The 24,853-nt window shown below is 58.4% G+C and carries 29 protein-coding genes and 1 tRNA gene; 21 read left to right on the plus strand and 9 right to left on the minus strand.

Annotated features, from left to right (window positions below):
* Positions 1 to 30: 30 nt before the first annotated feature.
* Together ACYU7Z_RS00270 and ACYU7Z_RS00275 are read right to left on the minus strand one after the other, a co-directional pair.
* Complete coding sequence (locus ACYU7Z_RS00270) at positions 31 to 336, minus strand: GIY-YIG nuclease family protein (protein ID WP_460566435.1); 306 nt, start codon at positions 334 to 336, stop codon at positions 31 to 33.
* Positions 337 to 558: 222 nt separating this feature from the next.
* Positions 559 to 635: transfer RNA gene (locus tag ACYU7Z_RS00275), tRNA-Ala, on the minus strand.
* 142 nt (positions 636 to 777) lie between these two features.
* Between ACYU7Z_RS00275 and ACYU7Z_RS00280 the strand changes: the two genes are divergently transcribed.
* From ACYU7Z_RS00280 to ACYU7Z_RS00305, 6 genes are all read left to right on the plus strand, one after another.
* Complete coding sequence (locus ACYU7Z_RS00280) at positions 778 to 1,644, plus strand: SDR family oxidoreductase (RefSeq protein WP_460566437.1); 867 nt, start codon at positions 778 to 780, stop codon at positions 1,642 to 1,644.
* 98 nt (positions 1,645 to 1,742) lie between these two features.
* A complete protein-coding gene (locus ACYU7Z_RS00285; RefSeq protein WP_460566439.1) occupies positions 1,743 to 1,940 on the plus strand; it encodes a hypothetical protein in 198 nt (65 codons plus the stop codon).
* Between the two features lie 104 nt (positions 1,941 to 2,044).
* Entirely contained in the window at positions 2,045 to 3,112 is a 1,068-nt protein-coding gene (locus ACYU7Z_RS00290) for a sensor histidine kinase (protein WP_460566441.1), read from the plus strand.
* Positions 3,084 to 3,797, plus strand: coding sequence for a LytR/AlgR family response regulator transcription factor (locus tag ACYU7Z_RS00295; RefSeq protein WP_460566443.1), 714 nt, complete (start codon positions 3,084 to 3,086; stop codon positions 3,795 to 3,797). The genes ACYU7Z_RS00290 and ACYU7Z_RS00295 overlap by 29 nt, the downstream gene beginning before the upstream one ends.
* A 115-nt stretch (positions 3,798 to 3,912) precedes the next feature.
* A complete protein-coding gene (locus tag ACYU7Z_RS00300) occupies positions 3,913 to 4,815 on the plus strand; it encodes an alpha/beta hydrolase (RefSeq protein WP_460566445.1) in 903 nt (300 codons plus the stop codon).
* Between the two features lies 1 nt (position 4,816).
* Complete coding sequence (locus ACYU7Z_RS00305; protein WP_460566447.1) at positions 4,817 to 5,977, plus strand: DUF1624 domain-containing protein; 1,161 nt, start codon at positions 4,817 to 4,819, stop codon at positions 5,975 to 5,977.
* Between the two features lie 18 nt (positions 5,978 to 5,995).
* Here ACYU7Z_RS00305 and ACYU7Z_RS00310 read toward each other — a convergent pair whose 3' ends face one another.
* Positions 5,996 to 6,502, minus strand: a complete 507-nt coding sequence (locus ACYU7Z_RS00310; RefSeq protein ID WP_460566449.1) for a response regulator — start codon at positions 6,500 to 6,502, stop codon at positions 5,996 to 5,998.
* Between the two features lie 299 nt (positions 6,503 to 6,801).
* Between ACYU7Z_RS00310 and ACYU7Z_RS00315 the strand changes: the two genes are divergently transcribed.
* The 7 genes from ACYU7Z_RS00315 to ACYU7Z_RS00345 all read left to right on the plus strand — a co-directional run bounded on the left by ACYU7Z_RS00315 (position 6,802) and on the right by ACYU7Z_RS00345 (position 10,371).
* A complete protein-coding gene (locus ACYU7Z_RS00315; RefSeq protein ID WP_460566451.1) occupies positions 6,802 to 7,242 on the plus strand; it encodes a hypothetical protein in 441 nt (146 codons plus the stop codon).
* A 113-nt stretch (positions 7,243 to 7,355) separates the two neighbouring features.
* The gene (locus tag ACYU7Z_RS00320; RefSeq protein WP_460566453.1) at positions 7,356 to 7,679 is read left to right on the plus strand and encodes an RNA recognition motif domain-containing protein; all 324 of its coding nucleotides are present in this window, start codon (positions 7,356 to 7,358) and stop codon (positions 7,677 to 7,679) included.
* A complete protein-coding gene (locus ACYU7Z_RS00325) occupies positions 7,654 to 7,959 on the plus strand; it encodes a hypothetical protein (protein WP_460566455.1) in 306 nt (101 codons plus the stop codon). Before ACYU7Z_RS00320 ends, ACYU7Z_RS00325 begins: the two co-directional genes overlap by 26 nt.
* Before the next feature lie 155 nt (positions 7,960 to 8,114).
* Entirely contained in the window at positions 8,115 to 8,972 is an 858-nt protein-coding gene (locus ACYU7Z_RS00330) for a sigma-70 family RNA polymerase sigma factor (RefSeq protein WP_460566456.1), read from the plus strand.
* A gap of 31 nt (positions 8,973 to 9,003) precedes the next feature.
* Entirely contained in the window at positions 9,004 to 9,357 is a 354-nt protein-coding gene (locus ACYU7Z_RS00335; RefSeq protein WP_460566458.1) for a hypothetical protein, read from the plus strand.
* Between the two features lie 220 nt (positions 9,358 to 9,577).
* The gene (locus ACYU7Z_RS00340) at positions 9,578 to 9,856 is read left to right on the plus strand and encodes an RNA recognition motif domain-containing protein (RefSeq protein ID WP_460566460.1); all 279 of its coding nucleotides are present in this window, start codon (positions 9,578 to 9,580) and stop codon (positions 9,854 to 9,856) included.
* Between the two features lie 65 nt (positions 9,857 to 9,921).
* Positions 9,922 to 10,371 carry a cold shock domain-containing protein gene (locus tag ACYU7Z_RS00345; protein WP_460566463.1) on the plus strand — a complete coding sequence of 150 codons (450 nt, stop codon included), beginning with the start codon at positions 9,922 to 9,924 and terminating at the stop codon, positions 10,369 to 10,371.
* 18 nt (positions 10,372 to 10,389) lie between these two features.
* On the opposite strand, the gene ACYU7Z_RS00350 is transcribed toward ACYU7Z_RS00345, so the two are convergent.
* The gene (locus ACYU7Z_RS00350) at positions 10,390 to 11,487 is read right to left on the minus strand and encodes a fatty acid desaturase family protein (protein ID WP_460566465.1); all 1,098 of its coding nucleotides are present in this window, start codon (positions 11,485 to 11,487) and stop codon (positions 10,390 to 10,392) included.
* A gap of 349 nt (positions 11,488 to 11,836) precedes the next feature.
* Here ACYU7Z_RS00350 and ACYU7Z_RS00355 point away from each other — a divergent pair, with 349 nt between their 5' ends.
* A complete protein-coding gene (locus ACYU7Z_RS00355) occupies positions 11,837 to 12,238 on the plus strand; it encodes a hypothetical protein (protein ID WP_460566467.1) in 402 nt (133 codons plus the stop codon).
* Positions 12,239 to 12,346: 108 nt separating this feature from the next.
* Complete coding sequence (locus ACYU7Z_RS00360) at positions 12,347 to 13,003, plus strand: SGNH/GDSL hydrolase family protein (protein WP_460566469.1); 657 nt, start codon at positions 12,347 to 12,349, stop codon at positions 13,001 to 13,003.
* An 18-nt stretch (positions 13,004 to 13,021) separates the two neighbouring features.
* Here the strand turns inward: ACYU7Z_RS00360 and ACYU7Z_RS00365 are convergent, their stop codons facing one another.
* From ACYU7Z_RS00365 to ACYU7Z_RS00380, 4 genes are all read right to left on the minus strand, one after another.
* Positions 13,022 to 13,894 carry an SMP-30/gluconolactonase/LRE family protein gene (locus ACYU7Z_RS00365; RefSeq protein WP_460566471.1) on the minus strand — a complete coding sequence of 291 codons (873 nt, stop codon included), beginning with the start codon at positions 13,892 to 13,894 and terminating at the stop codon, positions 13,022 to 13,024.
* Between the two features lie 402 nt (positions 13,895 to 14,296).
* The gene (ligD, locus tag ACYU7Z_RS00370; protein ID WP_460566473.1) at positions 14,297 to 17,131 is read right to left on the minus strand and encodes a DNA ligase-like domain-containing protein; all 2,835 of its coding nucleotides are present in this window, start codon (positions 17,129 to 17,131) and stop codon (positions 14,297 to 14,299) included.
* A gap of 172 nt (positions 17,132 to 17,303) precedes the next feature.
* Entirely contained in the window at positions 17,304 to 18,083 is a 780-nt protein-coding gene (gene ku, locus ACYU7Z_RS00375; protein WP_460566475.1) for a Ku protein, read from the minus strand.
* Positions 18,084 to 18,098: 15 nt separating this feature from the next.
* Positions 18,099 to 18,599 (minus strand): hypothetical protein, encoded by a 501-nt coding sequence (locus ACYU7Z_RS00380; RefSeq protein WP_460566477.1) that lies wholly within the window; start codon positions 18,597 to 18,599, stop codon positions 18,099 to 18,101.
* 197 nt (positions 18,600 to 18,796) lie between these two features.
* Between ACYU7Z_RS00380 and ACYU7Z_RS00385 the strand changes: the two genes are divergently transcribed.
* From ACYU7Z_RS00385 to ACYU7Z_RS00395, 3 genes are all read left to right on the plus strand, one after another.
* The gene (locus tag ACYU7Z_RS00385; RefSeq protein ID WP_460566479.1) at positions 18,797 to 19,465 is read left to right on the plus strand and encodes a YciE/YciF ferroxidase family protein; all 669 of its coding nucleotides are present in this window, start codon (positions 18,797 to 18,799) and stop codon (positions 19,463 to 19,465) included.
* A 143-nt stretch (positions 19,466 to 19,608) separates the two neighbouring features.
* The gene (locus tag ACYU7Z_RS00390) at positions 19,609 to 20,175 is read left to right on the plus strand and encodes a low affinity iron permease family protein (RefSeq protein WP_460566481.1); all 567 of its coding nucleotides are present in this window, start codon (positions 19,609 to 19,611) and stop codon (positions 20,173 to 20,175) included.
* Positions 20,150 to 21,229, plus strand: a complete 1,080-nt coding sequence (locus tag ACYU7Z_RS00395; RefSeq protein ID WP_460566483.1) for a DNA topoisomerase IB — start codon at positions 20,150 to 20,152, stop codon at positions 21,227 to 21,229. The genes ACYU7Z_RS00390 and ACYU7Z_RS00395 overlap by 26 nt, the downstream gene beginning before the upstream one ends.
* A 135-nt stretch (positions 21,230 to 21,364) precedes the next feature.
* On the opposite strand, the gene ACYU7Z_RS00400 is transcribed toward ACYU7Z_RS00395, so the two are convergent.
* On the minus strand, positions 21,365 to 21,868 hold the full coding sequence (locus ACYU7Z_RS00400; RefSeq protein ID WP_460566485.1) for a DUF6496 domain-containing protein: 504 nt from the start codon (positions 21,866 to 21,868) through the stop codon (positions 21,365 to 21,367).
* A gap of 101 nt (positions 21,869 to 21,969) precedes the next feature.
* Here ACYU7Z_RS00400 and ACYU7Z_RS00405 point away from each other — a divergent pair, with 101 nt between their 5' ends.
* From ACYU7Z_RS00405 to ACYU7Z_RS00415, 3 genes are all read left to right on the plus strand, one after another.
* Positions 21,970 to 22,434: a ferritin-like domain-containing protein gene (locus ACYU7Z_RS00405; RefSeq protein WP_460566487.1), complete on the plus strand. Its 465-nt coding sequence runs from the start codon at positions 21,970 to 21,972 to the stop codon at positions 22,432 to 22,434.
* A gap of 163 nt (positions 22,435 to 22,597) precedes the next feature.
* Entirely contained in the window at positions 22,598 to 23,578 is a 981-nt protein-coding gene (locus ACYU7Z_RS00410; protein WP_460566489.1) for a YihY/virulence factor BrkB family protein, read from the plus strand.
* Positions 23,579 to 23,619: 41 nt separating this feature from the next.
* The gene (locus ACYU7Z_RS00415; protein ID WP_460566491.1) at positions 23,620 to 24,822 is read left to right on the plus strand and encodes an NAD(P)/FAD-dependent oxidoreductase; all 1,203 of its coding nucleotides are present in this window, start codon (positions 23,620 to 23,622) and stop codon (positions 24,820 to 24,822) included.
* Positions 24,823 to 24,853: the final 31 nt, after the last annotated feature.

Genomic DNA, 24,853 nt, shown 5'->3' on the forward strand with positions numbered 1-24,853 from the left:
GTGACCTTCCCGCACGGCGTGCGGGACGCCCTAGCCGGCACCCTTGATAATTGATTCGATATAGTTTCTACTCTTGCGGCTCTTTATCGCTTGCTCCCTTTGCATGGCTTCCGAGCGGGTAGGGAACGACTGGCGATACACGAGTTGCCAGTCATGTGCCTTCTTTGTTGATTTGCTGCCGGAATTTCTGTGTCGTAACAATCGGTCTTCCAGGTCTGCGGTATGACCAACGTAGTATTGGTTCAATGTGGATGAATGGAGAATATAAACCCAGTAAGACACGCCGCGAAGTTTGTGCTTCAAATGTAACCATCCGGGTTGTTTTCGAAACGGCACAAAAAAGCCCCACCTTTCGGTAGGGCCATTTTAAAGCTTCGTGCTTCGCCGGAGGCTCCGGAGAACGGTGGAGTGGAGGATACCGGAGTCGAACCGGTGACCTTCCCGCACTCCGTGCGGGACGCTCTTGCCAACCACCTTGACGTAAAGACACAAAAAAGCCCCACCTTTCGGCAGGGCCATTTTAAAGCTTCGTGCTTCGCCGGAGGATCCGGAGAACGTTGGTGGAGGATACCGGAGTCGAACCGGTGACCTCTTGCATGCCATGCAAGCGCTCTAGCCAACTGAGCTAATCCCCCTCTCTGCCCGACGTACCTTAAGCGAAATCGGGTCGGTGTAAGAACTGCCGATCCGGACCTAAATCCCTGATCGGGTTGCAAATATAGGGAGCCCGGATAATTCGCGGCACAAATTTTTTGACCCTTCCCGAAAATTATTTCTATGCAAAAAGCTGGCGCTTCGAAAAAGCTGCGGCCGCGTCAAACGCAGCCCATGCCGGGCCTCGAGGAAAAAATGAAACCCCATCCCCGCGACCTGAAGGCACAGCCCGAGCGGAAGCTCGCCGGCAAGGTCGCCCTCATCACCGGTGGCGACTCCGGAATCGGGCGCGCCGTGGCCCTGCTCTTCGCCCGGCAGGGCGCCGACGTGGCCATCGCCTACCTCCCCGGCGAGCAGGAAGACGCCGAAGTGGTGCGCGGCACCGTGGAAATGGAATTCAGCCGCCGCTGCCTCCTGCTGCCCGGCGACATCCGCCGCGAGCGCCACTGCGAGAAGATCGTCAACGACACCGTGAAGAAGCTCGGGCGCCTCGACATCCTCGTCAACAACGCCGCCACGCAAACGGAGCAGAAGTCCCTGCTCGACATCACGACCGAGCAGCTCCGCGAAACCTTCGAGACCAACATCTTCTCCATGTTCTGGATCACGAAGGCGGCCCTGCCCCACCTGAAAAAGGGCGCCTGCATCATCAACACCACCTCGGTAACAGCCTACCGCGGCTCCGGGTCGCTGATCGACTATTCGAGCACGAAAGGCGCCATCCTCACCTTCACGCGCAGCCTCGCCCAGAACCTCGCCAAAAAGGGAATACGCGTCAACGCCGTGGCGCCGGGGCCCATCTGGACGCCGCTGATCGCGGGCTCCTTCAAAGGCAAGAAGGTGGCCGAATTCGGCTCCGATGTACCCATGGGCCGCGCGGGCGAACCGGCCGACGTGGCGCCGGCCTACCTCTTCCTTTCGTCGGGCGATGGCGCTTACTTTACGGGCCAGGTGCTGCACCCGAATGGCGGCGAAATTGTTAACGGCTAAGCGCACGCGGCGTTAATTAACCCCGGCCGCCACTCCGCCGCCCTGACGCGGCGGCGGAGTGGCGCTTTTCGGCCCAGATTTGGCTAAAGGCAGGATGCATGGAAAACGTGAAGCTTCAATTTCAGACACCGCAGGACTTCCAGAGCTTTCGCAAGATGGCTTCGGAAGGCATCGTGTTCGCCTCCATCGCGGGTCTTTACATCATCTGCAACTGCGAGTTGATCGACATTGCCAGCGCCATCAACCAGTTCGGCGCCATCGTAACCGATGGGCCGGGCGCCGGCCTCGGCTGCTGATGCTGCCGGGGCCACCGGTAGGGCGCAGCGCGTTGTTGGTACAGCGGAAAGCAACGCCCGAAGTTTTTTGCGCGCCTGCGGTTTTTTTTAGGAATTTGAGCCCTATGCAACGAGTGGCGCGGCACCTGCTCTTCTGGGGCCTTTATTATGTTCAGAACGTGCTGCTGATTTTCCTGGTGAACACGACCCGCCTCGTTCCACCGGCATCGGCAAGCCTCCGCCTTGCCATCGAAAGCTGTCTCCTGCTCCTTCTGCCGAAGCTGCTTTTCACCTACTTCCTCTTTGCATTCCGCCCGGCAATGTCGCCGGGAAACGCCGGCCAGCGGCGCGGCATTGCCGGCATCGCCGTTGCCCTCCTTGCGACGCTGTTGCTGTACCGCGCCCTCTCCTTCTTCGTGATCGATCCGTATATCTACAGGTGGCGCGGCGGCCTCCCGCTGCTGCATCCGCTCGGGCTCCTGGTGGCGCTTATGGATATCGGCTTTGTAGCAGGCGCCGCACTTGCCATCCGGCAATACCGCGAGCAACGCGCCGCCCGCGAGCGCGAGCAGGAGCTGGCCCACGGCCGCCTCGAAACAGAGCTCCGCTTTCTCCGCCAGCAAACGAACCCGCACTTCCTCTTTAACACCCTCAACAACATCTACGCCCTCGCGCGGAAGAAGTCCGACCAGACACCCGAAGTCGTAGTGCGCCTGTCGAAGCTGCTTCGCTTTATGCTCTATGAAAGCGCGCGCCCCCGTATCAGCATCGACGACGAGCTGCGCCTGCTCGACGACTATATCGAGCTGGAAAAAATGCGCTACGACAGCCGCCTCACCGTAAACTTCTACCGCGAGATCGACAATGCGCAGGAGCCCGTCTCGCCCCTGCTGCTATTGCCCCTCGTGGAAAACGCCTTCAAGCACGGCCCCGGCGACAGCCACCGCGAGTCCTACATTCATATCGACCTGCTCCTGAAGGGAAGCCTGCTGACCTTTGCCATTGAAAACAGTACGGAAAACGCATCGGCAACTGCCTTGCAGGAAGGTATCGGCCTGTCGAACGTACAGCGGCAGCTCGAGCTGCTGTACTCCGGCTACGACCTCTCCTTCGACCGGCAGCCCGGTCTGTTCACCGTTACACTCACCATCAACCTGAAAACCCATGCAGCCCATCCCCTGCCTGTTGCTTGAAGACGAGCCCCTCGCCGCCGAAGTGCTGCAGGACTACATCGGCCGCGTGCCCTTCCTCGACCTGAGGGCCACCTGCCCCGATGCGCTCTACGCACTCGACGTGCTGCAGCGCGAACCCATCGGGCTTCTCTTTCTCGATATTCATTTGCCGAAAATGACCGGGCTCGACTTCCTCCGCACGCTGCCCAACCCACCGAAGGTGATCGTGACCACCGCGCATCCCGACTATGCCCTCCAGGGCTATGAGCTCAACGTGGTCGACTACCTGCTGAAGCCCGTTGAGTGGGGCCGGTTCCTGGCTGCCGTCAACAAGGTGGCGCCGCAAGTACCAGCCGCGCCAACACTCGCGCTGTCGCCGCTGCAGCCCGGTGCGCGGCCGCATCTTTTCTTCAATGTCAATAAGCGCCGGGTAAAGGTTTGCCTCGACGAGATCCTTTACGTCGAAAGCCTCAAGGAATATATCCGGATCACTACCCGCGACCGCTCCATCCTGACCAAGTATCCCCTGAGCGAAGTGGAGGAGCTGCTGCGGCAGAACAACTTCCTCCGGATCCACCGGTCGTTCATCGTAGCGAAGGACAAGGTCGAGACGTTTTCCGCCACCGACGTGGAGGTGGGCGGCAAGCAGCTTCCCATCGGACGCAACTACAAGGAAGCCGTGCTCGCGGGACTCGAGGGCCGGTAACAACCCGGACAGGGGGCGCAGCCTGCTTTCCGTAGGGCAGAAGTCGCTGTTGGTGGATATGTGCTGCGACTAACGGGACTGCCCATTAGCTTTACCGCGTACCAAAGGCCCGCCCATGAACCTTCGTCTTGTCAGAACCCGTACGTGCATCCGCAGCCTCCTTCTCGCGCTTGCACTGTCCCCCCTGCTCCCGGCCACTGCGCAGGCGCCGTCGAAAGAAGCAGCCAAACCAGTTCCCTTTGTCCTCGGTGTCGTCGAGCAACTCCGCTCCGCCGAACTCGGGGAAACGCGCACGCTTAATATCTACCTGCCCGAAGGTTATTCGGCCAACGACACAACGACCTACCCGGTCGTATACCTGCTCGACGGGTCGGCCGACGAGGATTTCATCCATATCGCGGGGCTGTACCAGTATTACAGCTTCCCCTGGATCAAGCGTGTGCCGAAGACGATCGTGGTGGGCATTGCGAGCGTAGACCGGAGGCGCGATTTCACCTACCCGACGCGTATTGAGAAAGACCGGCAGCACTACCCGACCACCGGGAAGTCGGCCCGCTTTATCGCCTTCCTGGAAAAAGAGCTGCGGCCCTTTATTGAAAAAAGATACCGGGTCAACGGAACACGCACGCTTATCGGGCAGTCGCTGGGCGGCCTGCTCGCCACCGAGATCCTCTTTACCCGGCCGGCCCTGTTCACGCAGTACATTATCGTAAGCCCGAGCCTTTGGTGGGACAATGGCTCCCTGCTCGAGCGCAAGCCGGAACTGCTGCAGGAAAGCTTCACGCAGCCGGTCGACGTGTACATCGGCGTGGGCAAGGAAGGCCTTGTGCCGGGCGACAATCCCCATGTGATGGAGGTTGACGCCAACGTGCTTGCCGACATGATCCGGCAAACAAAAAGCAAGTCGGTGCACGTGTATTTCGACTACCTGCCCGGGGAAGACCATGCGACCATCCTGCATCCCGCGGTGATCAACGCACTGCGGTTGCTGCAACCCTCCTACCCGATAAAGCCCTGATATGAACCGCATCCGCAGCATCGACATCGTTCGTGGCCTGGCGATGATCATCATGGCCCTCGACCACACGCGCGACCTCATTCATGTGTCGTCGATCACGCAGTCGCCCACCGACCTCGCCACAACAACACCCGCGCTTTTCTTCACGCGCTGGATCACGCACCTCTGCGCGCCGACCTTTGTGTTTCTTTCGGGTACGTCCGCGTTTATCTCCCTGCGCAACCGCAACGATGTGGCGGCCGCACGCCGTTTTCTCCTTAGCCGCGGGCTCTGGCTGCTATTGCTTGAATTCACGCTCGTCAACTTCGGCATCTGGTTCGACCTGCATTTCAACGTGCTGCTCTTCGACGTTATCGCAACCATCGGCACCGGCTTCCTGGTGCTGTCGCTGCTGCTCAACGCATCGGCACGCAACATTGCGATCGCGGGAATCGCCATCATCTTCCTCCACGACCTCGCGCCCCTCGTGCCGCTGACCGAAACCTCACTTGTGAAGCAGGTGCTGATGCCGCTGTTCGGGCCGATGGCCTACCCGCTGGGTGGCGGGCACCTGTTCATCATGGGCTACCCGCCAATTCCCTGGCTGGGGATCATGCTCACGGGCTTTGCCGCAGGCAAGCTATTCGAGCGCAGCAGCGCCGGCCGCAAAGCGATTTTTGCAAAGCTTGGCCTCGGGGCACTGTTGCTATTCGTGCTGGTACGCGCCCTCAATGTATACGGCGACCCGCTGCCCTGGCGGGTGCAGCACAATGCGCTCTATACCGTCCTGTCGTTTTTGAATGTGACGAAATACCCGCCGTCGCTGCAGTTTACCCTGCTTTTTCTCGGGCTGATGTTCCTGCTGCTGGCCGCCACGGAGAACCTCGAAGGCCCCCTGGCCCGGGTGAGCACGACCTATGGAAAAGTGCCGCTATTCTACTTTCTCGTGCACTGGTACCTCATCCACCCGATCCTCCTCGCCATCGTGCTGTTGCAGGGATACCGGCCGGCTGACTTCATTTTCGGAACCAACTTCGGGAGGCCGCAGGGGCCGAGCGGCGTTGGACTCGGATGGGTCTATGCCATCTGGATCGGCGTGGTGCTGCTTCTTTACCCGCTATGCCGCTGGTATGGACGCTATAAGTCCGCGCACCCCGAAAAGGCCTGGCTGCGCTACCTGTAACCGACTGCAATGCCCGGCTTACCCGATCTTCCGGATGCGCCGCAGGTCTTCGCGGGTTCGCTCGTTGAGTCGCCGGATGCTGGGGTGAGCGGCCATTTCGCGGGGAATGACACACTCGTGAACCGCTGGCGCCACGGCCGGCCGCCCGGCGCGGGGGCCCGCTTTATCGAGGAGGCGGGCCACGATGGATTCATAGAACGGGAACTGGTCGGGCTTGAGCAGGTGCAGCTGCTTGCGGGGCTGCGTGCGCGCCGGCTCCGGGCTGCCCACGAGGAGCGCGACCGGGATCCGCGCGAATTTGGGCTCGGCCTTCAGGAGCCGAAGGGCTTCGAGCGCGTCCATCGCGGGCAGGTGGATGTCGAGTATGATGAGCGAAGGAAGGAGCTCATCGCTGCGCAGCCGGTGAAACAGCGCCACGGGGTGGGCAAACAGCAGCACCTCATACCCGGTGCCCGGGAAGGCGCCGGCTATCCGGAGGGCATCGTCGGGATCGGCTTCAACGTAATACACGCGGCTCAGGCTCATATGGTTATTTTAGGGCGGACCGCCTCTGCCTTCGAGTTTGTTGCACGTTAGTAGACGATCAACGGCAGGGCGTACAACAAAATAGCAATTTTTCCGGATAACCGGTAGGCCGGCCGAAGATTTACCTGCGCGGCCGGGTTGGGGACCGGGCCTTTCGTTCCGGCACGGCGGTACGCCATTCGGGGCTCGAATCTTGCTGCATCAGGGTTATCTCCTTCGCTTCTGCCGGCGCGCCCCCGAACAGTGCGCAGACCGACCGGTTCCGGCAGTACCTGCGAGCCATCCTTAATCAAGAAATCATGATCCACATCAATGAATTCCGCCTGGGCAACTTTATCCTGGCGGGAACGGAAATCTGCCCTGTTACCTTTCTCAACGACGACCCGGGCTTTGAGGGCACACCCGGCATCGGCTTTCACTCGAAAAGCGGGGCGCACTATTGCGAATGCAACGACCGCAAGCTGAACCCCGTGCCGCTGAGCGACGAGCTGCTCGAGCGCCTTTCCTACAAATTCGACGGCCACTTCAAGCTGTGGCAGCACCCGAAGACCGAGCGGTCGTACCACCTGGAGCTCGACCGCGACTATACGGCGCTTGATTTTTCGCACCGTCCGTTCGCCCGTGAAATCCGGTACCTGCACACGCTGCAGAACCTCTATTTTGCCCTGTCGGGCGAGGAGCTGGTGCTGGGAACAGGGGCCCTTGCCAGGGAAAATAATACGGCCGGGGCGCTGAAATAAGCGTACCTTCATTCAATTCCCTGAGCATCGGGCATCAGTACCGGAACGCCTCTTCCCGTTTTTCTTCCCTTACTTTCTGCTTCCTGTTCATTTCACCTTTAAAACCGGAATGCATGAAAATCTATGTCGCTAATTTCCCGGGCAGCGTAACCTCCAGCGAGCTCAACGAACTCTTCACCCCCTTCGGCAGTGTCGGCCAGACCGAGATCGCCATGGATGCCTTTACCGGCGTATCGCGTGGCTTCGGCTACGTGACGATGGCCGACGAGGCCGGCGCCGGCGCCGTGGCTTCCCTCAACGGGAGCGACTGGCAAGGCCACAAGCTGACGGTTGAAGAAGCCCCCACGCTGCAAAACCGCGGCTCCTACAAGGTAGGCACCGGCCCGATTACCAACTATCGCTTCCGCGGCAATGGACGGAGCCATGACCGGCGGTGACCAGCTCCTTGCTTCGTACCACCCGGCTGCCCAGCAGTTGTATTTTGAGCGCGTCAGGCAATTCCTGGCGCAATCGGGACGACTCGACCGCCGGCGTGACGAGCAGCGCTACCAGGAACTGTGCAACCAGCATGTGCACAGCTTCCGCTCCGAGCTTCAATCGGAGGCCCGGCGCCTGCTGGCACAGCACAGCAAAACCTCGGGCAGCGGCGGCATCGACCGCGGCCTTCGCGAAATCATCCAGGACTACCTCCGGCAATTCGTCCGGCGGGTTTCCTGAAAAACAGAACCATGCGTCGTGACCGCTACGGAAGCAACCTGAACCGGCCGATGTATGTCTTCGGCACCCTGCTTCTGTTCGTGGCCCTCCTGCTGATTGCGGTAATGGCTTACCGGGCGGCGCACCGCTGAGAAGCACGGCTCCCCAACCTGACTATGAGACAACTCGTTATCAACCCGTCCCTTACCCAGCGCCAAGGCGACAGCCTCGATCGCTACCTTGCCGACATCAACCGGATGCCGATGGTGGATATCAACGAGGAGCAGCGCCTTGCGCAGGAAATTCGGGCGGGATCGGACGAAGCCCTGCAGCAGCTGGTTTGCGCCAACCTGCGTTTTGTGGTGTCGGTGGCGAAGCAGTACCAGTTTCGCGGCCTGTCGCTCGCCGACCTCATCAACGAGGGCAACCTCGGCCTGGTGCGCTCGGCCAGCCGCTTCGATGAAACCCGCGGCTTCAAGTTCATCACCTATGCCGTGTGGTGGATCCGCCAGGGCATCGTGCAGGCGCTCGACGAAAAAGGACGCCTCGTGCGTCTTCCGGCCAACCAGCTCGGCCTTGGTATCCGCGCCCAACGCGCTTCCGACCGGATCGAGCAGGATGAGCAGCGGCTCCCGACCCTTGCCGAGGTAGCCGAAGCGCTCGATATCGACCCGAAGCAGCTTGCGGTGGCCTCCCGCATCGGCGACCGCCACGAAAGCCTCGATGCCGAGCGGCCGGGCATGGAAGGGTTCACCATGGGCGACAGCCTGTTCGGTGACGATGAGTCGGACCAGCAGCTCGTGCATACGCAGTCGCTGCACATTGAGTTGGAGCGGTTTTTGGCGACCCTTAAAACCCGCGACCGCTCGGTGCTTTGTGCGCTCTTCGGTGTGGGCGGGGTGCCGGCGATCACCATGGGTGAGCTGGCCGAGCGCATGGATATGACCCGCGAACGGATCAGGCAGATCCGCGACCGGGCGCTCAAGACACTTCGCGATCGCAGCCGCTCCGAGCGACTGCGTGATTTTCTTTAACTTGAACATTGTTATCTCAAAATCTCAGTTTATGTATACTACGCTTTGGAACAAGTACCTCCCCGCTATCCGCATCGTCATGAAGCGCGCCCGCTCCGGCCCGCAATCCCTGCAACTCAATGCGGGCGACTTTGAGCGAGTAGGGCTGAAGCGCAAGTCGGGCTATCCCTTCTCCATCGGGCTTGAGAAAGGCCGCCTCCAGAACGTGATCATCGACCAGCCGCTCGCCAACGACCTCGCCCAGCTGCTGCTTGAAGACCAGCAGTCGCGCGCGCTTTTCGAGCATGATACCTTCGAGCTCACGCTTAATTCCAAGTGGGAATTGTCGATCCGCCACACTCCCGAGCTGGTGTCGACGAGCGATGACGACGAGACGATCAAGTAATCCCCGGAAGGGACAACTCTTAACAACAAGATGACCGGTGCGCCCGCAAATAAAACTGCCCCTTCGCGGAAAAAGGCGTACCTTCATTGAGTTATACATTTGAGCCGCGCATCTAGTATCTGTCGATTATCCTGCCTTTGCACTTATCCTGCCTCAGCACTTTAGTTCGCTACTACTCCTTGCCTTTCTCAGATTTCTATTTATCTGTTAAAAAACAAGTATGAACATTTACGTATCGAACTTAAGCTTCAACATCCAGGACGAAGATCTCCGTGGTTTTTTCACTCCGTACGGCGACGTAACCTCGTCCAAGGTGATCATGGACAAATTCACCGGCAAATCCAAAGGTTTTGGATTCGTGGAAATGTCTGACGATGAGGCTGCCCGCAAAGCCATCGCTGAGCTGGACAACGGCTCTGTTGAAGGCCGCAACATCCGCGTGATGGAAGCCCGCCCCAAAGAAACACGACCCGAGCGCAGCCAGCAGAACCGCTGGTAAGCGTTTTTTCACTAACTTACAAAGCCCCCCAAACGGGGGGCTTTTTATATCACCAAAAATTCCGAATGGCAAAATCGAAAGAAACCTTCAACAAGCGGGAAATGGAAAACCGCAAGCGCAAGCAGCGCCAGGAAAAAGCGGAAAAGAAACAGGCCCGCAAAGACCAGGGCTCCCGCTCTTTTGACGACATGATCGCCTACCTCGACGAGAACGGTAACCTTACCGAGAAGCCCGTCGATATCAAAAAGAAGAAAGTGTACAAGCTGGAAGAAGTGCCCGATGCGGTGCCGAAGGCCGAACACTTTATCGCCGATGACAGCATGCACACCGGCGTGGTGCAGTATTTCAGCAAGTCGAAAGGCTTTGGATTCCTGCAGGATGCGACGACAGGCGAGCGCATCTTCGTGCACAAAGACCAGTGCAACTTCCCGATCGCGGAAGGAGACAAGGTTACGTACCTGCTCCGCCAGGGCGACCGCGGCCTGCTGGCCATGGGCGTGCGCAAAGCCGTTTAACAGCGGCGGCGCACGCTGCTAGGCGTGCGCTACCTGGGTTGTTGCCTCCTGCGGCCGGCGACCCAGTTCCTTAATAATGTACAAGTGCGATTTGATGGCCCCGCCCAGAGTCTGGTGGCAGTGGTACGGCAACCCGAAACGGTTGCATTGCTCCTGCACGATCCGGCTCAGTGCGGGGTAATGCACGTGGGCCACGCGCGGGAAGAGGTGGTGCTCCACCTGGAAATTCAGCCCGCCCACGAACCAGGACAGGGCCTTGTTGCGCGGCGCAAAGTTGGCCGTCGTCAGCACCTGGTGGGCCGCCCACTCAGAAGGCAGCACGCGGTCTTCGTGTCCGTTCTCGAACACCGGGCCTTCCACGGCATGGGCCAGCTGGAATACGTACGAAAGCACGATCCCCGCCACCACGTTCATCAGGCTCCAGCCGATAAGCCAGGGCCAGAAACCCACGCAATAGATCGGTAAGGCCATATAGAAAAAGACGTACAGCGCCTTGCTGGCCCAGAACAGCACGTGCTCCTGGACGCTCATCGGCTGCAGGGGCGTGTTGTGGATCTTGCGGCGGAAGTATTTGTCGAAGTCGCGTATCAGCACCCACACAAACATCGTGAGCCCGTAGGCCACCGGCAGGTAGTGATGCTGGTAGCTATGCAGGCGCATCCAGGGCTGCGACGGGCATTGCCGCAGCAGCTTGCTTTGCGCGATGTCGTCATCGAGGCCTTCCACGTTGGTATAGGTGTGGTGGAGGATGTTGTGCTTTTGCTTCCAGAAAAAGGCGTTGCCGCCAAGCGCGTTGAGCGAAAGTCCGAGGATATTATTGACCCAGCGACGGCTCGAGAAAGCGCCGTGGCAGGCATCGTGCATAACGTTGAAGCCGATGGCGGCCAGCATAAGGCCCATCGTGCCCGAAAGTATCAGTGCCAGCGCGGTAGGAAGTACGCCCGACAGGAGGAGGACATAGAAAAGCGCGGTTGCCGGGAGAATGATGACCGCCTTGTGATAGAGGCGCCAGTTGCCGGTCTTTTTGATTCCGCGCTCGCGGAAGTATTCATCAACTGCACGGCGCAGCGCCGTACCAAAAGCTGCATTCTGATTTGCAAAAGTGATCTTAGCCATAGAGAAAAACATTCGTTTCAAAGGGTGCTCCTGAACGGAGGTGTTGAAGGTAGGCCAATTTGCCGGTTGAGCAATAGGCATGCTGTTAAGGTTCGTCGTTTGGCGAAAAAACGTTTCGCTCCATAAGATGCCCTGTCAGCGCGGCTCTCCGGGCATCAACCTGCGTTTGGCGAGGCGAGCAACAGCCAAAACTTGCGGCTGCAACGGCCTGCGACGGAACTATGTTTGCAGCACGAACACCGGATCACCGGTCTTCTGTCCTGATTTTCTTACGACCGCTTGCCGCGATCGCTTGCTCATGAAACGGATGCCTGCTATGTGTTTTTATGCACCGTAAACAATGAAAAACATGAAAAAGCAATTGATGAACCGCAAGCCTCTCGCCCTTTTTGTTGCCGCAATCGCCGCCGGCACCCTGTCTGCCTCCGCGCAAACTTCGACCGAACCGACAGCCCCCGAAGTCAGCATCATCCGCGTAGCGCCCATCGACGGCCGCCCGATGTTCCAGATCCGCTTCGACAAGCCCGGTACCGAGGCCCTCGACATCAGCATCAGCGATACCGATGGCGAAGTGCTCTTTTCCGAAACCGTCCGCGACCAGCACTATGACCGCTATTTCCTTGTCGATATCGCCCGCCGCGACGTGCAGCTTGTGCTGCAGGTGGAAGGCCGCAAGCGCCTGCCCGCGCAAACCTTTGTGATCGATACCGAAGAAGGCGCCCATACCGGGATACCCGTTGCACGCCGCTGAACCGACACACCGAAAACCCCTGCCCCCGCCAACGCGGGGGTATTTTTTTGCCGCGGCCTGCCGACGGCCACCGTGCCTATCTTTAGTCCAGCGGTTAACGCACTGCTCATGAAACAGCTACTTTTCTTCCTGCTCCTCCTCGCCGGCCTGAACGGCGCGGCGCAGACCGCCCCGGCCTTCTGGAGCGACATCCTGGCCTTCAAAAAAGCCGACAGCGCCACCCCGCCCCCGGCGCAGCCCATCCTCCTGATCGGCTCCTCGTCGTTTACCCGCTGGACCGATGTACAGGCCGCTTTTCCCGGCTTCCCGATCCTGAACAGGGCCTTTGGCGGTTCCACCCTGCCCGATGTCAGCCGGTACTTTTACGATGTGGTGGCGCCCTACAATCCCAAACAGGTATTGATCTATTGCGGAGAGAACGACCTTGCGTCGAAAGACAGCATCACGGCCGGCGAAGCACTCCTGCGCGTGAAAACGCTCTTTGCGCAGCTGCGTGCTTACCTGCCCGGTGCGCGGATCAGCTATGTGTCGATCAAGCCGAGCCCGGTGCGCGCCTCCATCCAGCCCAAGGTGCAGGCCGCCAATAAAGCCATCCGGAAATTCATCCGCCGCCAGAAGAACGCCGACTTCATCGACGTCTACGGCGCCATGCTCGATGCCGGCGGACATATGCGCGAGGAGCTGTACGTGGGCGATCGACTCCACATGAAACCCGAGGGCTATGCCATCTGGCAACGGATCATCGCACCTTACCTGCTCCATTGATACAGGATGAACCGGGCGTTACCGCAGGAGGTCGCGGAGACAGTATACGTTCTCGCGGGCGGTAACCAGCAGGTCGCGGCCGGAAGGTCCGCCCCAGCAGCAGTTCGCCGGGATCTTGTCGAGCGTGATCAGCGCAAGCCGCGCTCCATCGGGACGGAGCAGCAGGATACCCTCTTTTGTGCACAGCCACAGGTTGCCGGCAGGGTCGCACTTGAGGCCATCGCAATTCTCTTCGGCCACGAGGCGCTGCCGCTCGAGCGATGCGGCATCGTACGCAAGCAGGCGCCGCTCGAAGGGCTTGCTCGACCCTACGTACAGCGTGCCACCATCGGGCGCGAGGCAAAGCCCGTTCGGGAATTGGTATTCGTGGCAAAAGGGCGTCAGCAATCCATCGCGCCAGCAATAGAAGGCGGCGGCCGCCTGCCGCAGGTCGGGACGCAGCCCCTGGTCTTTTAGTCCATACGGCGGATCGCTGAAGAACACGGCGCCGCTTCGATCCACGACGATATCGTTGGGACTGTTGAACGGCTTGTCGTTGGGCGAGGGCAGGAACGATTGAAGCGATCCGTTTTCATAGACCGCAATGGCGCCGTTGCCGTGCTGGCAGATATACAGACGCCCGGCACTGTCGTAGGCGAGCCCGTTGGAGCCGACCTGTTCCGAGAGGAAAGATCGGTCCTGGAGCGTACAGCCGCTGTCCCGTATAAATACGGACCTGCTCCCCTTCCCGTCGATCCGGAAGATGACGTTGGCGGGGATGTCGCTGTACAGGTAATAGCCCTCCGGGTTCCACACGGGCCCCTCGGTAAACTGGTTCTCATCCGACCAGAGCTCGGGCCCGAAGTCGGGATTCAACACGGAGTAGGCATCAGGATGAAAGACAGTAAGCATAAGAAGCTGTGGGGTTGGCAACGCAGGCAGCTGCTGTTGGCTATCCAAATTACGAATTGTTGTTGCTTGGATTCTCCCAGAGTCAGCTTAGTTCATCAGGAGCCTCGGACTAAAGTCCGAGCTGAAGAAGTGGCGGCGCTGACGCGCCGCATTTACTGTGCTCTGCCCACGCCCCCGGACTCAAGTCCGGGGCAATGAAAGCACGGCGCTGACGCGCCGCCCGGACAATGCTACGGATCTGGAAAACAGACTGTCGAAACAAACCCTGAACCGCTTCTTGTCAGGAAGTATACGGATTTTGAATTGTTGGAGGCAGCGGAACTAGCAAACCCAAAACTCCCGCCTTCGCTGAGGCTTTAGCGGGCGGAGCCAAACTCCAAACCCCAAACTACAAACTCCAAACTACAATCCTTCCACCCGCTTCAGCACCCTGGCCAGGTCGATGCCCTTGCCGAGCACGGGCTTGAACAGGTCGCCCACTTCCTGCACGCGGTCGAACACGTTGTTAATGTGCCAGGTTTGCGGGGTCAATCCTTTCTTCACCTCGTCCCAATGCAGCGGGGTGCTTACGGGCGCACCGGGCTTGGGACGCAGCGAATAGGGCGCGGCCGCCGTCTGCGTTTCGGTGTTCTGGAGGAAGTCGAGGTAGATGCGGTTCTTGCGTTTCGAAGGGCTGCGCTCGAGGCTCGTAAGATCGGGAAGCTCGCGGTGCACGAGGCTCACAACCAGCTCGGCGAGCTGGCGGCTTTGCGGGTACGTATATTTCGCGCCAAGCGGAATGTAAATGTGAATACCGGTGGAGCCGGAGGTCTTCACACAGCTAGCCGCTCCGATATTTTCAAGAACCTGCCGCACAACCTGCGCCGTCTCGATCACCTTGTCGAAGCCAACGCCTTCGGGATCGAGGTCGATGAGGCACCAGTCAGGGTATTCCCAGCGGTCGCTGCGCGAATGCCAGGGATGCAGCTCGATGCAGCCCATATTGGCCATGTACAGGAGCGTCGCCTCGTCGTTGCAAACGAGGTAATGAACGTTCTGCCCCGTCGACTCGCTGAAGTCGGTATGTGTCGGGATCCAACCGGGTACCTTCCCTTTCATGTCCTTCTGAAAAAAATGAGGGCCCGCAATGCCGTTCGGGTGGCGGTGCAGCGACTCGGGCCGTCCCTCCAGGTAGGGCAGGATCCAGGGCGCCATCCGCAGGTAGTAGTTAAGGAGGTCGCGCTTTACAAGTCCCTCTTTCGGCCAGTATGGCTTGTCGAGATTGGTTAGTGTCAGGGGCTGGCGGTTGATCGTGAGCTCCACCTGCGTTCCTTCGCTTTCGCTCAATTGCCTCGAGCCCTTGCCGCTCTTTTTACTGCCGCTGCTTTTCGCAGCAGCGCGGGCGGCCGGGGCCGATTTCTTCGCCCGCGCTGTTGCTTTTTTCACGACAGCTTTTTTCGGAGCAGCTTTTTTCGGAGCGGACTTGGCGGCCCTGGCGGGCGCAGATTTCTTCACCATGGTTTTTGTCTTTTTGCTGATCTCAATACGAACATCCTTTGCTTTCTTGTCGCTCCGCAAACCCATGAAAATCGGGTGGCGGGCAATGCCCTCGCGCGTCCATTCGGTAAACTTGATCTCGCACACGAGCTTCGGCTTCACCCAGGTTACGGGCATATTCGCCTTGGGACATTTTTCGAAGGGACACTTGTCGGTAGCCAGCGGCTGCATTCGGTGGTACAGATCTTCGAGGCTTTTCCTGTTGAAGCCCGATCCGGAGTGCCCCACGTAAACGAGCTCATCGCCCTGGTAGGCACCTAGCAGGATGGCCCCGAAAAATTTGCGCGTATTGCGAGGCTCCGTGAATCCGGCGATAACGACCTCCTGTCGCTGGTTCACCTTGATCTTAAGCCAGTCGGGCGAGCGTGCCCCGACTGTATAACTACTATCGGCCCGCTTGCCCATGATCCCTTCGAGGCCCTGCCGGAGAGCAGCCTTGAAGAACGAAGTACCCTTGCCCAGCACGTGATCGCTGTAGTGCAATACCGGATCGCCGGCAGGAAGGATCGACTGAAGCAACGCTTTCCGCTGCAGCAGTGGTACCGCGGTCACATCGTAACCACCCACCCAGAGAACATCGAAGATGTAATACCGCAGCGACACCGGGGCGTTCTGCCAGTTCTGGAGCAACTGGAAGTTAGCGAGTCCCCTCTCGTCAACTGCCACGATCTCCCCGTCGAACACGGCATCGAAGGGCAGTGCCGCCATCGCTTCGGCAACGGGCGTGTACTTATCAGTAAAGGGCTTTTCATTGCGCGAGATAAGTTCCACATCGCCCTGCTGCACATAGCCCACGGCCCGGTATCCATCCCACTTGATTTCGTAGAGCCAGTCCGGATCGTCGAAAGGCGCGTCGACGAGCGTGGCCATCATCGGCGGCATCAGCTGGGGCATCGGTACTTCCTTCGCCAGCGCGAAGTGCCCGCCCAATAACGATTTCAGGTTGAGATTTTTCCGCCTCGTCTTTTTTCCAGCCGCTGCTGTCTTTTTCGCGGCTGCCGATTTACGGGGTTGCTTTGCCTCGCCCGCCTTGCCGTCGCCGCCGGCGGCTTCCGGCTTCGCCGCGATCTTCGTCGCTTCTTTTTTCGAGGCCTTCTTCTGGTCGGGGTGATTGGGAGTCGTTCCATGCGCAAGCGCCACCTCGGTGATGGTCTTGCCGGTTTTGACCGAGCGGTCTTTCAGGACCACCTCCTTATCGGAGGCCGATTTGTCGCGGTGCTTGATCAACAGCCAGGAGCGATCGTCCTTCATCTTGTGCAGGGCAAACTCACCGGTCAGCTTCTCACCGCTCAACACGATCTTGATATTGCCCGAAGCGAGCATTCCGCGCATCACCCGCTCCTGCTCCCTGCGACCGGCATCTTCCATACCGATCGGGTGGTAGGTGCCTTCGTCCCAGACGATCACGACACCAGCGCCGTAATTGCCTTCGGGAATTATTCCCTCGAAGTTGCGGTAGTCGAACGGATGATCTTCCACGTGCATTGCGAGGCGCCGGTCGGCGGGGTTGAGTGAGGGTCCCTTCGGCACGGCCCAACTGACCAGCACCCCACCCAGCTCCAGCCGGAAATCGTAGTGCAGGTGCGAGGCATCATGCTTCTGCACCACGAAGCGGAGCGCGCCTTTCGACGACTTGCGTTTCCCTTCCGGCTCCGGCGTTTCGTTGAAGTGCCGCTTCTCATTGTACTTGGACAGGCCCATACGGGATTCAACAAAAAGCCCGTGCCAGAAGGGGATGTAGGAGCTCGGATGTCTGATCTCGGATGTCGGATGGCTGATGTAGGATCTCGGATGTGGAATGTATTTAAAACAAGAACGGATCGCGTTGCGATCCGTTCTTACATCAGACATCCGACATCAGACATCCGATATGCTATGCGCGTTTTTTGCGCTTGCCTTCGAGGCTTTGCTTGAGTACATCCATCAGGTCTTTGACGGTAGCGCTCCGCTCTTCGGGCTCGGCGATGCGGATATGCTTGCCCGCGGCCTTTGCCTTAATTACTTTCTTTAAGGAGGCCGCGTAATTGTCTTTAAACGCGGCGGGATTGAACGTTTCTGTAAGCTGCTCGATGAGCTTGAGCGCGAGCTGCAATTCTTTTTCGGCCACGCGGCCGCTTTCGAGCGCCGGCACTTCCTTGATCTCCTCCTCGTAGCGCATCTGGTCGAGCAGGAGCATTCCTTTATAGGGCTTGATGGCGCAGACGTGCTCGCGATTGCGCAGCATGAACTCGGCGATGCCGACCGTACCGGCTTCTTCGAGCGCTTTCACGAGCAGGCGGTACGTTTTCTCGCCGCCTTTTGCAGGCAGGAGGTAATATGGTTTCTCAAAATAGATGGGATCGATCTCTTCGGCTTTCACAAACTGCACGATGTCGATCGAGCGGGATTTCTGGGGCGAAGCCTTCTCGAAGTCTTCATCTTCGACCACAACAAACTTCCCCTTTGCGTATTCGTATCCCTTAACGATATCTTTCCAGTCGACCTCCTTCCCGGTCTTCGTGTCGATCCGCGCGTACTTGATCGGAGCCAGGTCCTTCTTCGCGAGCATATGCAGCGGCAGTTCTTCCGACTGCACGGCACTTTGCAATTTTACAGGGATGTTGACCAGACCAAAGGAGATCGTACCGGACCAAATGGAGCGGGCTGTGGCCATATGTGCAACCGTTTTTTAGGAGGCAGGGAAAAAGGTGTTGCCAACATTGCCGGCAGGACGGAACAGTGCGGTCACATAGTTGAGCGCGTGCTGCCACCAGGAGTGATGGGCAGGGGCCGTTTCGAAGAATTCGGCGCGTTGCATTTTCACCTTCACGAGTGCCATTTCCTGGAACACCTGCGGGTTGACGTCTTCGTTCATTTCGAGGAACGCATACATTTCCTCGGGGTCGGTCACCATCCAGCCCTGGCCGGTTACCTGCAGGAAGCAGTCGACTCCTTTGCGGAAAAAGTCAAGGCGCACGGGAAAGTCTTGTTCGAATTGCTTGATGTCTTGGTTGGGCTTCTTGACGAAGAACCATACATAACCGTAATCATCCGTTTTCAGGATCGACACCAGCGAGGTGGGAAGCTTCAGCACGGCATCGCTCTGATTGAAAAAGATGGCACTGCCGATCAGGCGAATCTTCTCCTGGAGGAAGGCCAGCTGTTGTGGAGCGTGTTGATGTAGTGGCATACACAGTGTTTTGTTAACGAAATCGAAAAGAACTCAGGGATAAATGCTCCAAATAGAATACCATAAAAAATCCGCCTTTGGCCGCCATAGCAGGGGCTGTAGCTTGGGGAAATTGCGCAACAACACGGCTTTAGCGCCTTGCGGCGGCTGGTCTAATTTTTTCATCTGTAGCGTCCTACTATAAACTTCCTTTTATTATGGCAAAAGCAACAAAATCCTCCGCAGCCCGCAAAAGCGCCCCGGCAAAAGCCGCTTCCCGCTCCAATGGAAAGAGCGCCGCTTCGGGCCGCTCCAAGTCGGCATCCAACGGCCGCAGCGGTGCAACGCGTAGCAACGGCAGCCGCGCCGGCGCTGAGCGCTTCGACGAAGCCACACTTCTCCACGAGTTGTTCGTTGAAGAGCTGCGCGACATTTTCTGGGCCGAGAAGCACCTCACCAAGGCTCTTCCCAAAATGGCAAAAGCCGCCACTTCTGACGAGCTGCGCAGCGCCTTCGAAAATCACCTGACCCAAACTGAAGAGCAGATCGGCCGTGTGGAGCAGGTGTTCGAAATCCTTGGACTGCCGGCCCGCGCCAAGAAATGCGAAGCCATGGAAGGCCTCGTGAAAGAAGCCCAGCAGGGTATCGAAGACACACCGAAAGGTTCGTCGGTACGCGACGCCGCACTGATCATCTGCGCCCAGAAAGTGGAGCACTACGAGATCGCCGCTTACGGCTCGCTGGTACAGCTCGCCAAAACGATGGGTCAAAACGAAGTGTCTGACCTTCTCGCGCTGACACTCGAGGAAGAAAAGGAAACCGATCAGCTGCTCACTGAGCTCGCGGTAACCGGCATCAACATCACCGCCGACCAGGAGTCGGAGTAATCTCCAGGCTCCAGCCAGGCAAAGCGTCCCGCACTTCGTGCCGGACGCTTTTTTTGTCACCTGCATGTTAACGCGGCTACGTGATCCTGTCCGCGCCCGTTTTTGGCCCGGCTTTCGTCTACCTTAGGAAGAAATGTTTACCTATGCCCGTCAATAGCGAGTTGCAGGAAGAAGTAGCCAACCTGCAGGCCAATAAGAAAGGAGTTAAAGCCCGGTTCGAATCATTTGCGGAAGGCACAACCCGGGCGACGGGTTCGCCCCTTGCTTTTTGCATTGCGTTCCTGATCATCATTATCTGGGGGGTCACCGGACCGATCTTTCATTTTTCCGATACCTGGCAGCTGGTCATCAACACCGGCACCACCATCGTTACGTTCCTGATGGTGTTCCTTATCCAGCAGTCGCAGAACAAGGATTCGCTGGCCCTGCAGCTGAAGCTCAACGAGCTCATCGCCTGCGAGGAGCGCGCCTCCAACCGGTTGATCGACGTGGAAGACCTCAGCCAGGAAGAGCTTGACGTGCTGAAGAAATTCTATGTGAAGCTGGCCACGCTGGCCAAGGAAGGCGACGACCTGCATACCTCCCACTCGGTCGACGATGCCTCGGATGTGAACCACGCCAAGCGCAGTTACCACGAAAAGCGGCGCCTTGAACGATTGGAGCGAAAAAAACAAGTACACCCTAATGGAAGCAGTAAGCCTGACGCATAAGGAATTCCGGAAAATCGACCGCGACTACAGCGAGGCAGCCCGCGCGGCCGACCTCGTGTATGTAAGCGACCAATGGCCCGGGATCCGGCGGGTAAAAAAAGGAAAGGGATTCTCCTATTCGTTCAAGGATTCCGTTGTCAGCGACAAGAGCGAGCTTGAGCGGATCCGCAAGCTGGCCATTCCCCCAGCCTGGACCAACGTCTGGATCTGCCCGCGGGCCAACGGTCATATACAGGCCACGGGCTACGACAGCCGCGGACGAAAGCAATACCGCTACCATGCGCTCTGGCACGAGCTCCGCAATGAAACAAAATTTCACCGCCTCTTCGAATTCGGAAAGCTGCTGCCATCGCTTCGCCTGCAACTCGAGGAAGACCTCGCAGGAAAAGAGCTCAGCGACCGCAAGGTCATGGCCACGGTGATCTCGCTTATGGAGCGCACCTACATCCGGATCGGCAACAGCGATTATGAAAAGCAGAACGGCTCTTACGGGCTGACTACACTTAAGGACAAGCACGTCAGGATCGACGGCGACGAACTCCGGTTTTCATTTACCGGGAAGAAGGGAATCGATCACGACATCTCGCTGCGCAACCGCCGACTCGCCAAAGCCGTGCAGGCCTGTCGTGACATTCCGGGAAAAGAACTCTTTCAATACTACGATGGAAGCGGCGCCCGAAAGCCCATCGACTCGGGTATGGTGAACAGCTATATCAAGGAAGCCACCGGCGGCGACTTTACAGCGAAAGACTTTCGGACCTGGGCAGGCACGCTCAACGTGCTGCGTGCCTTCAACGCCATGGGACCCGCGGAAACGGAAGCCGAATGCAAGAAAAACACACTTGCCGCCCTCGATGAGGTAAGCCATAAGCTGGGCAACACGCGTACCGTTTGCCGCAAGTATTACGTGCACCCGGGCGTACTGCGCCTCTACGAGGAAAAACAGCTGCATCGGTACCTCAGGGAGCTCGACAAGATTGAAGCCCCCGATAACCTTTCCGGTCTCACGTCGGAAGAGCGCGTGCTGATGAAGATTTTGAAAGAGCTGATGTAGTCTGCTAATTTGTTAGTCTGCTAGTCTGCAAATAAAAAAAGCCTTGCGTAGCAAGGCTTTAAAAATTCTGTTTGTATAGCAATTGCATTAGCAGACGAGCAGACTAACTGATTAGCAGACTAACCCATTAGCAGATTACCTGCTTGCTTTACCACCCTTACGCGCAACTGATTTTTTCGTTGCTGCCGAGGCGGAGGCAAGGCCGCGTTTCGAAGATCCGCGGGCCGTAGAGCCACCGCTCCGGCTGACCGAGGTACCTCCGGATTTGCTGGCTGCTTTTTTCGGAGCTGCCTTTTTCGCTGCGGCCTTCCTGGGAGCGGCTTTCTTGGCAGCAGCTTTTTTCGGCGCCGACTTGCGGGCGGAAGCGCGTCCGCCACTGCTGGCTTTTTTCGGCGCGGCTTTCTTGGCAGCCTTCTTCGGAGCAGCCTTCTTCGCGGCTTTTTTGGGAGCCGCTTTTTTCGAAGCGCCCTTCGACGGTACTTTTTCGCCTGCCTCGCGTGCTTCGGAAAGGCCTATGGCAATCGCCTGCTTGCGCGATGTGACTTTCTTACCGCTGCGCCCGCTTTTCAGGGAGCCCTCTTTGCGTTCTTCCATCGCCCGTTTGACTTTGGAACCAGCGCCTTTGGAATACTTGGCCATAATGTCTGGGATTTAGGGTTAGTTGATGGGAAAGCCTGCAAAATTTTCATACCAAGGCAGCAAGGGGTATGATTTTTTCCCTTTATAGCAAAACATGTGTTATGCCCAATTACGAAAAAGTTACAGATCTGCTGAATGATCTCATCCGCATCAATAATGACCGGATTGTTGGCTACGAGAAAGCCATCGACGAATTAAAAGCAGAGACCGAAGACCTGCGCCCGCTCTTCCTGCGCTATGCCGAGGAAAGCCGCCAGTATACACGTGAGCTCGCCACCGAAGTAAGCCGGCTCGGCGGGGATCCTGCCGACGGAACCACCAACTCCGGTAAGATCTACCGCGTATGGATGGACCTCAAGGCCGTTGTAGCCGGGAAGGACCGCAAGGCGATCCTGGAAAATTGCGAGTTCGGAGAAGACGCTGCGCAGAAGGCCTACGACATGGCGCTCAACAGCGACGAGGAACTTGAGCCTTCACTCCGCGACCTCATCGTACGCCAGAAGACGCAGCTGCGCATAGGCCACGACGAGATCAAGCGTCTGCGCGACCTCGTTCGCCAGGCATAAAAAAATGGCCACAGTGGAGACTGCAGCCTTGCTGATAGAATGGACCGTGTATATGAGACTTTTGAATTCGCTGTTATTTTTACCTATAAAAAACCGGTGCCACGCTCCGCTTGCCCGGTCTGCCGGGGTCCTGGACTAACTTCGTTCAGGAAGCCCGGCAGCTATGGGTAGTAAATTCTACAAGCCCGGCTGCACCGGGCGCGCTCCATCCACCGATATGATCAAGTCCATCCGACGCTTTCTTTCCCTCTTTGCCAAGGCCGGCTTCGGCTTTGTGAACGACAACGCGTTTAAGCTGAGTGCGTCGCTCAGTTACTATACGGTGTTTGCGCTCGGCCCCCTGTTGCTGATCATCATCTCGCTCGCCGGGATCTTTTTCGGCCGCGAAGCCGTCCAGGGGAAGATCTACCTGCAACTGAGCGGACTCGTTGGTAAAGAAGCGGCACTCCAGATACAGGACATCATCCGCAACGTCCACCACACGCACGCCACCACGGCGGGCGCCGTCATCGGCGCCATCATTCTTGTGATCGGCGCCACGGGCGTTTTTACCGAGATGCAAGATTCGATCAACTTCATCTGGTCGGTGCGCGCAAAACCGAAAAAGAGCTGGCTCAAATATCTCAGTAACCGGTTGCTGTCGTTTTCACTTGTCATCGGCCTCGGATTCCTGCTGCTGGTATCGCTGGTGGTCAACGCGCTGCTCAACCTGCTCAGCGAGCGGCTGACGCGGGTTTTCCCGCACTATACCGTGTACGTGTTCAACTGGATCAACATCGGTATCATCATCGTCGTCATCACCGGGCTCTTCGCGGTTATCTTCAAGATACTTCCCGATGCTGTTATTGCCTGGCGCGATGCCTTCGTGGGCGCGCTCATCACGGCGCTGCTTTTCCTCCTCGGTAAGTTCGGTATCGGCTATTACCTCGAGCGATCCAACCTGGACGTCACCTACGGAACGGCCGCTTCGATCGTCATCATTCTTTCCTGGATCTATTACAGTGCGCTCATCCTTTACTACGGCGCCGAGTTTACGAAGATGTACGCGCTCAACCACGGCCAGGGGATTCACCCGAAAGACACGGCCGTGTTCATCATCAAGCGCGAGTCGAAGGAAGTACCGACATCGTACCTCGATACGTAAGAAAACCTTTTGCGCGCCGGCTTGTTTTTCTTCTTCGACCCATGAAGTTGCATACACCCCATACCTATTCGCTGGAAAGCAGCGGCCCGCAGCCATCGTACCCTGTGCTCGACCGGGACCTGCAAACCGACGTACTCGTGATCGGAAGCGGCATCTCGGGCGCGCTCACTGCCTGGACCCTGCAGCGCGCCGGCTTTTCCTGCAGCATCATCGACAAGCGCCGCGCCGCCACGGGCAGCACCGCTGCGTCGACATCGCTGCTCCAATACGAACTGGACAGCTCACTCTGCATGCTCAGCGACCGCATCGGGCGGAAGGCCGCTGAAGAAAGCTACCTCCTTTGCTACGAAGCGATCGACCGGCTGCGCGCGGTATGTGCCGCCTGCGGCGCCGCCGACCTTTTCGAGCCGCGACCGAGCCTCCAGTGGGCCCGCAGCCGGAAGGATCTTGCCACACTGCGCGAGGAAACAGCCCGGAGGAAAGCCATCGGGCTTGATGTTGATCTCGTGGGGCCTACGGAGCTGCAGCAACAATACTTTCTTGAAAAGCCGGGCGCGCTGCTTAGCCGAAAGGCCGCACAGATCGATGCCTACCGCCTCACGCACCGGCTGCTGCAGGACGTGCAGGCAGGTGCCGGAGCCGTATACGAGCGGACCGAAGCCGCCCATATCCAATGGGAAAAATCAGGCGTTCGCGTGCAAACGACAGACGGGCACGTCATACGCGCCGGCAAGTTGGTGATCGCCTGCGGCTACGAGTCGCAGCGCTACCTTCCGAAAGAAGTCGAGGAATTGTTCGTCACCTATGTGCTCCTCAGCAAGCCCGTTGATCCCGGCCTGTTGTGGCACCGGCGGGCCTTGCTATGGGACACCGGCGACCCGTATTTATACTTACGAACGACGCCCGATCAGCGCGTCATCATCGGCGGCAAGGATCACCCCTTCGATGGACGAACGGACTTCCCGCAACTGCGCCGAAGGTCGGCGGCGCTCGAAGCCTCCCTGCGGCGGCTGATGCCGGAGCTCGCATTCGAGCCCGATTATTCCTGGGCGGGCATTTTCGCCGGCACCCCCGACACACTACCCTTCATCGGGTCGGTGCCCGGTCAGCCGCACACGGCCTACGCGCTCGGCTTCGGGGGCAACGGCATTCTTTTCAGCGTACTCGCGGCCGATATCATCACGCAGCAGTTCAGCGGGCATAAGCCCCGCGAGGCGGCGCTCTTTTCGTTCGACCGCGTGTAGCGCTTTTTGTAAACGAATAAAAACTGATGTT

The organism is Flaviaestuariibacter terrae, from assembly GCF_054777635.1.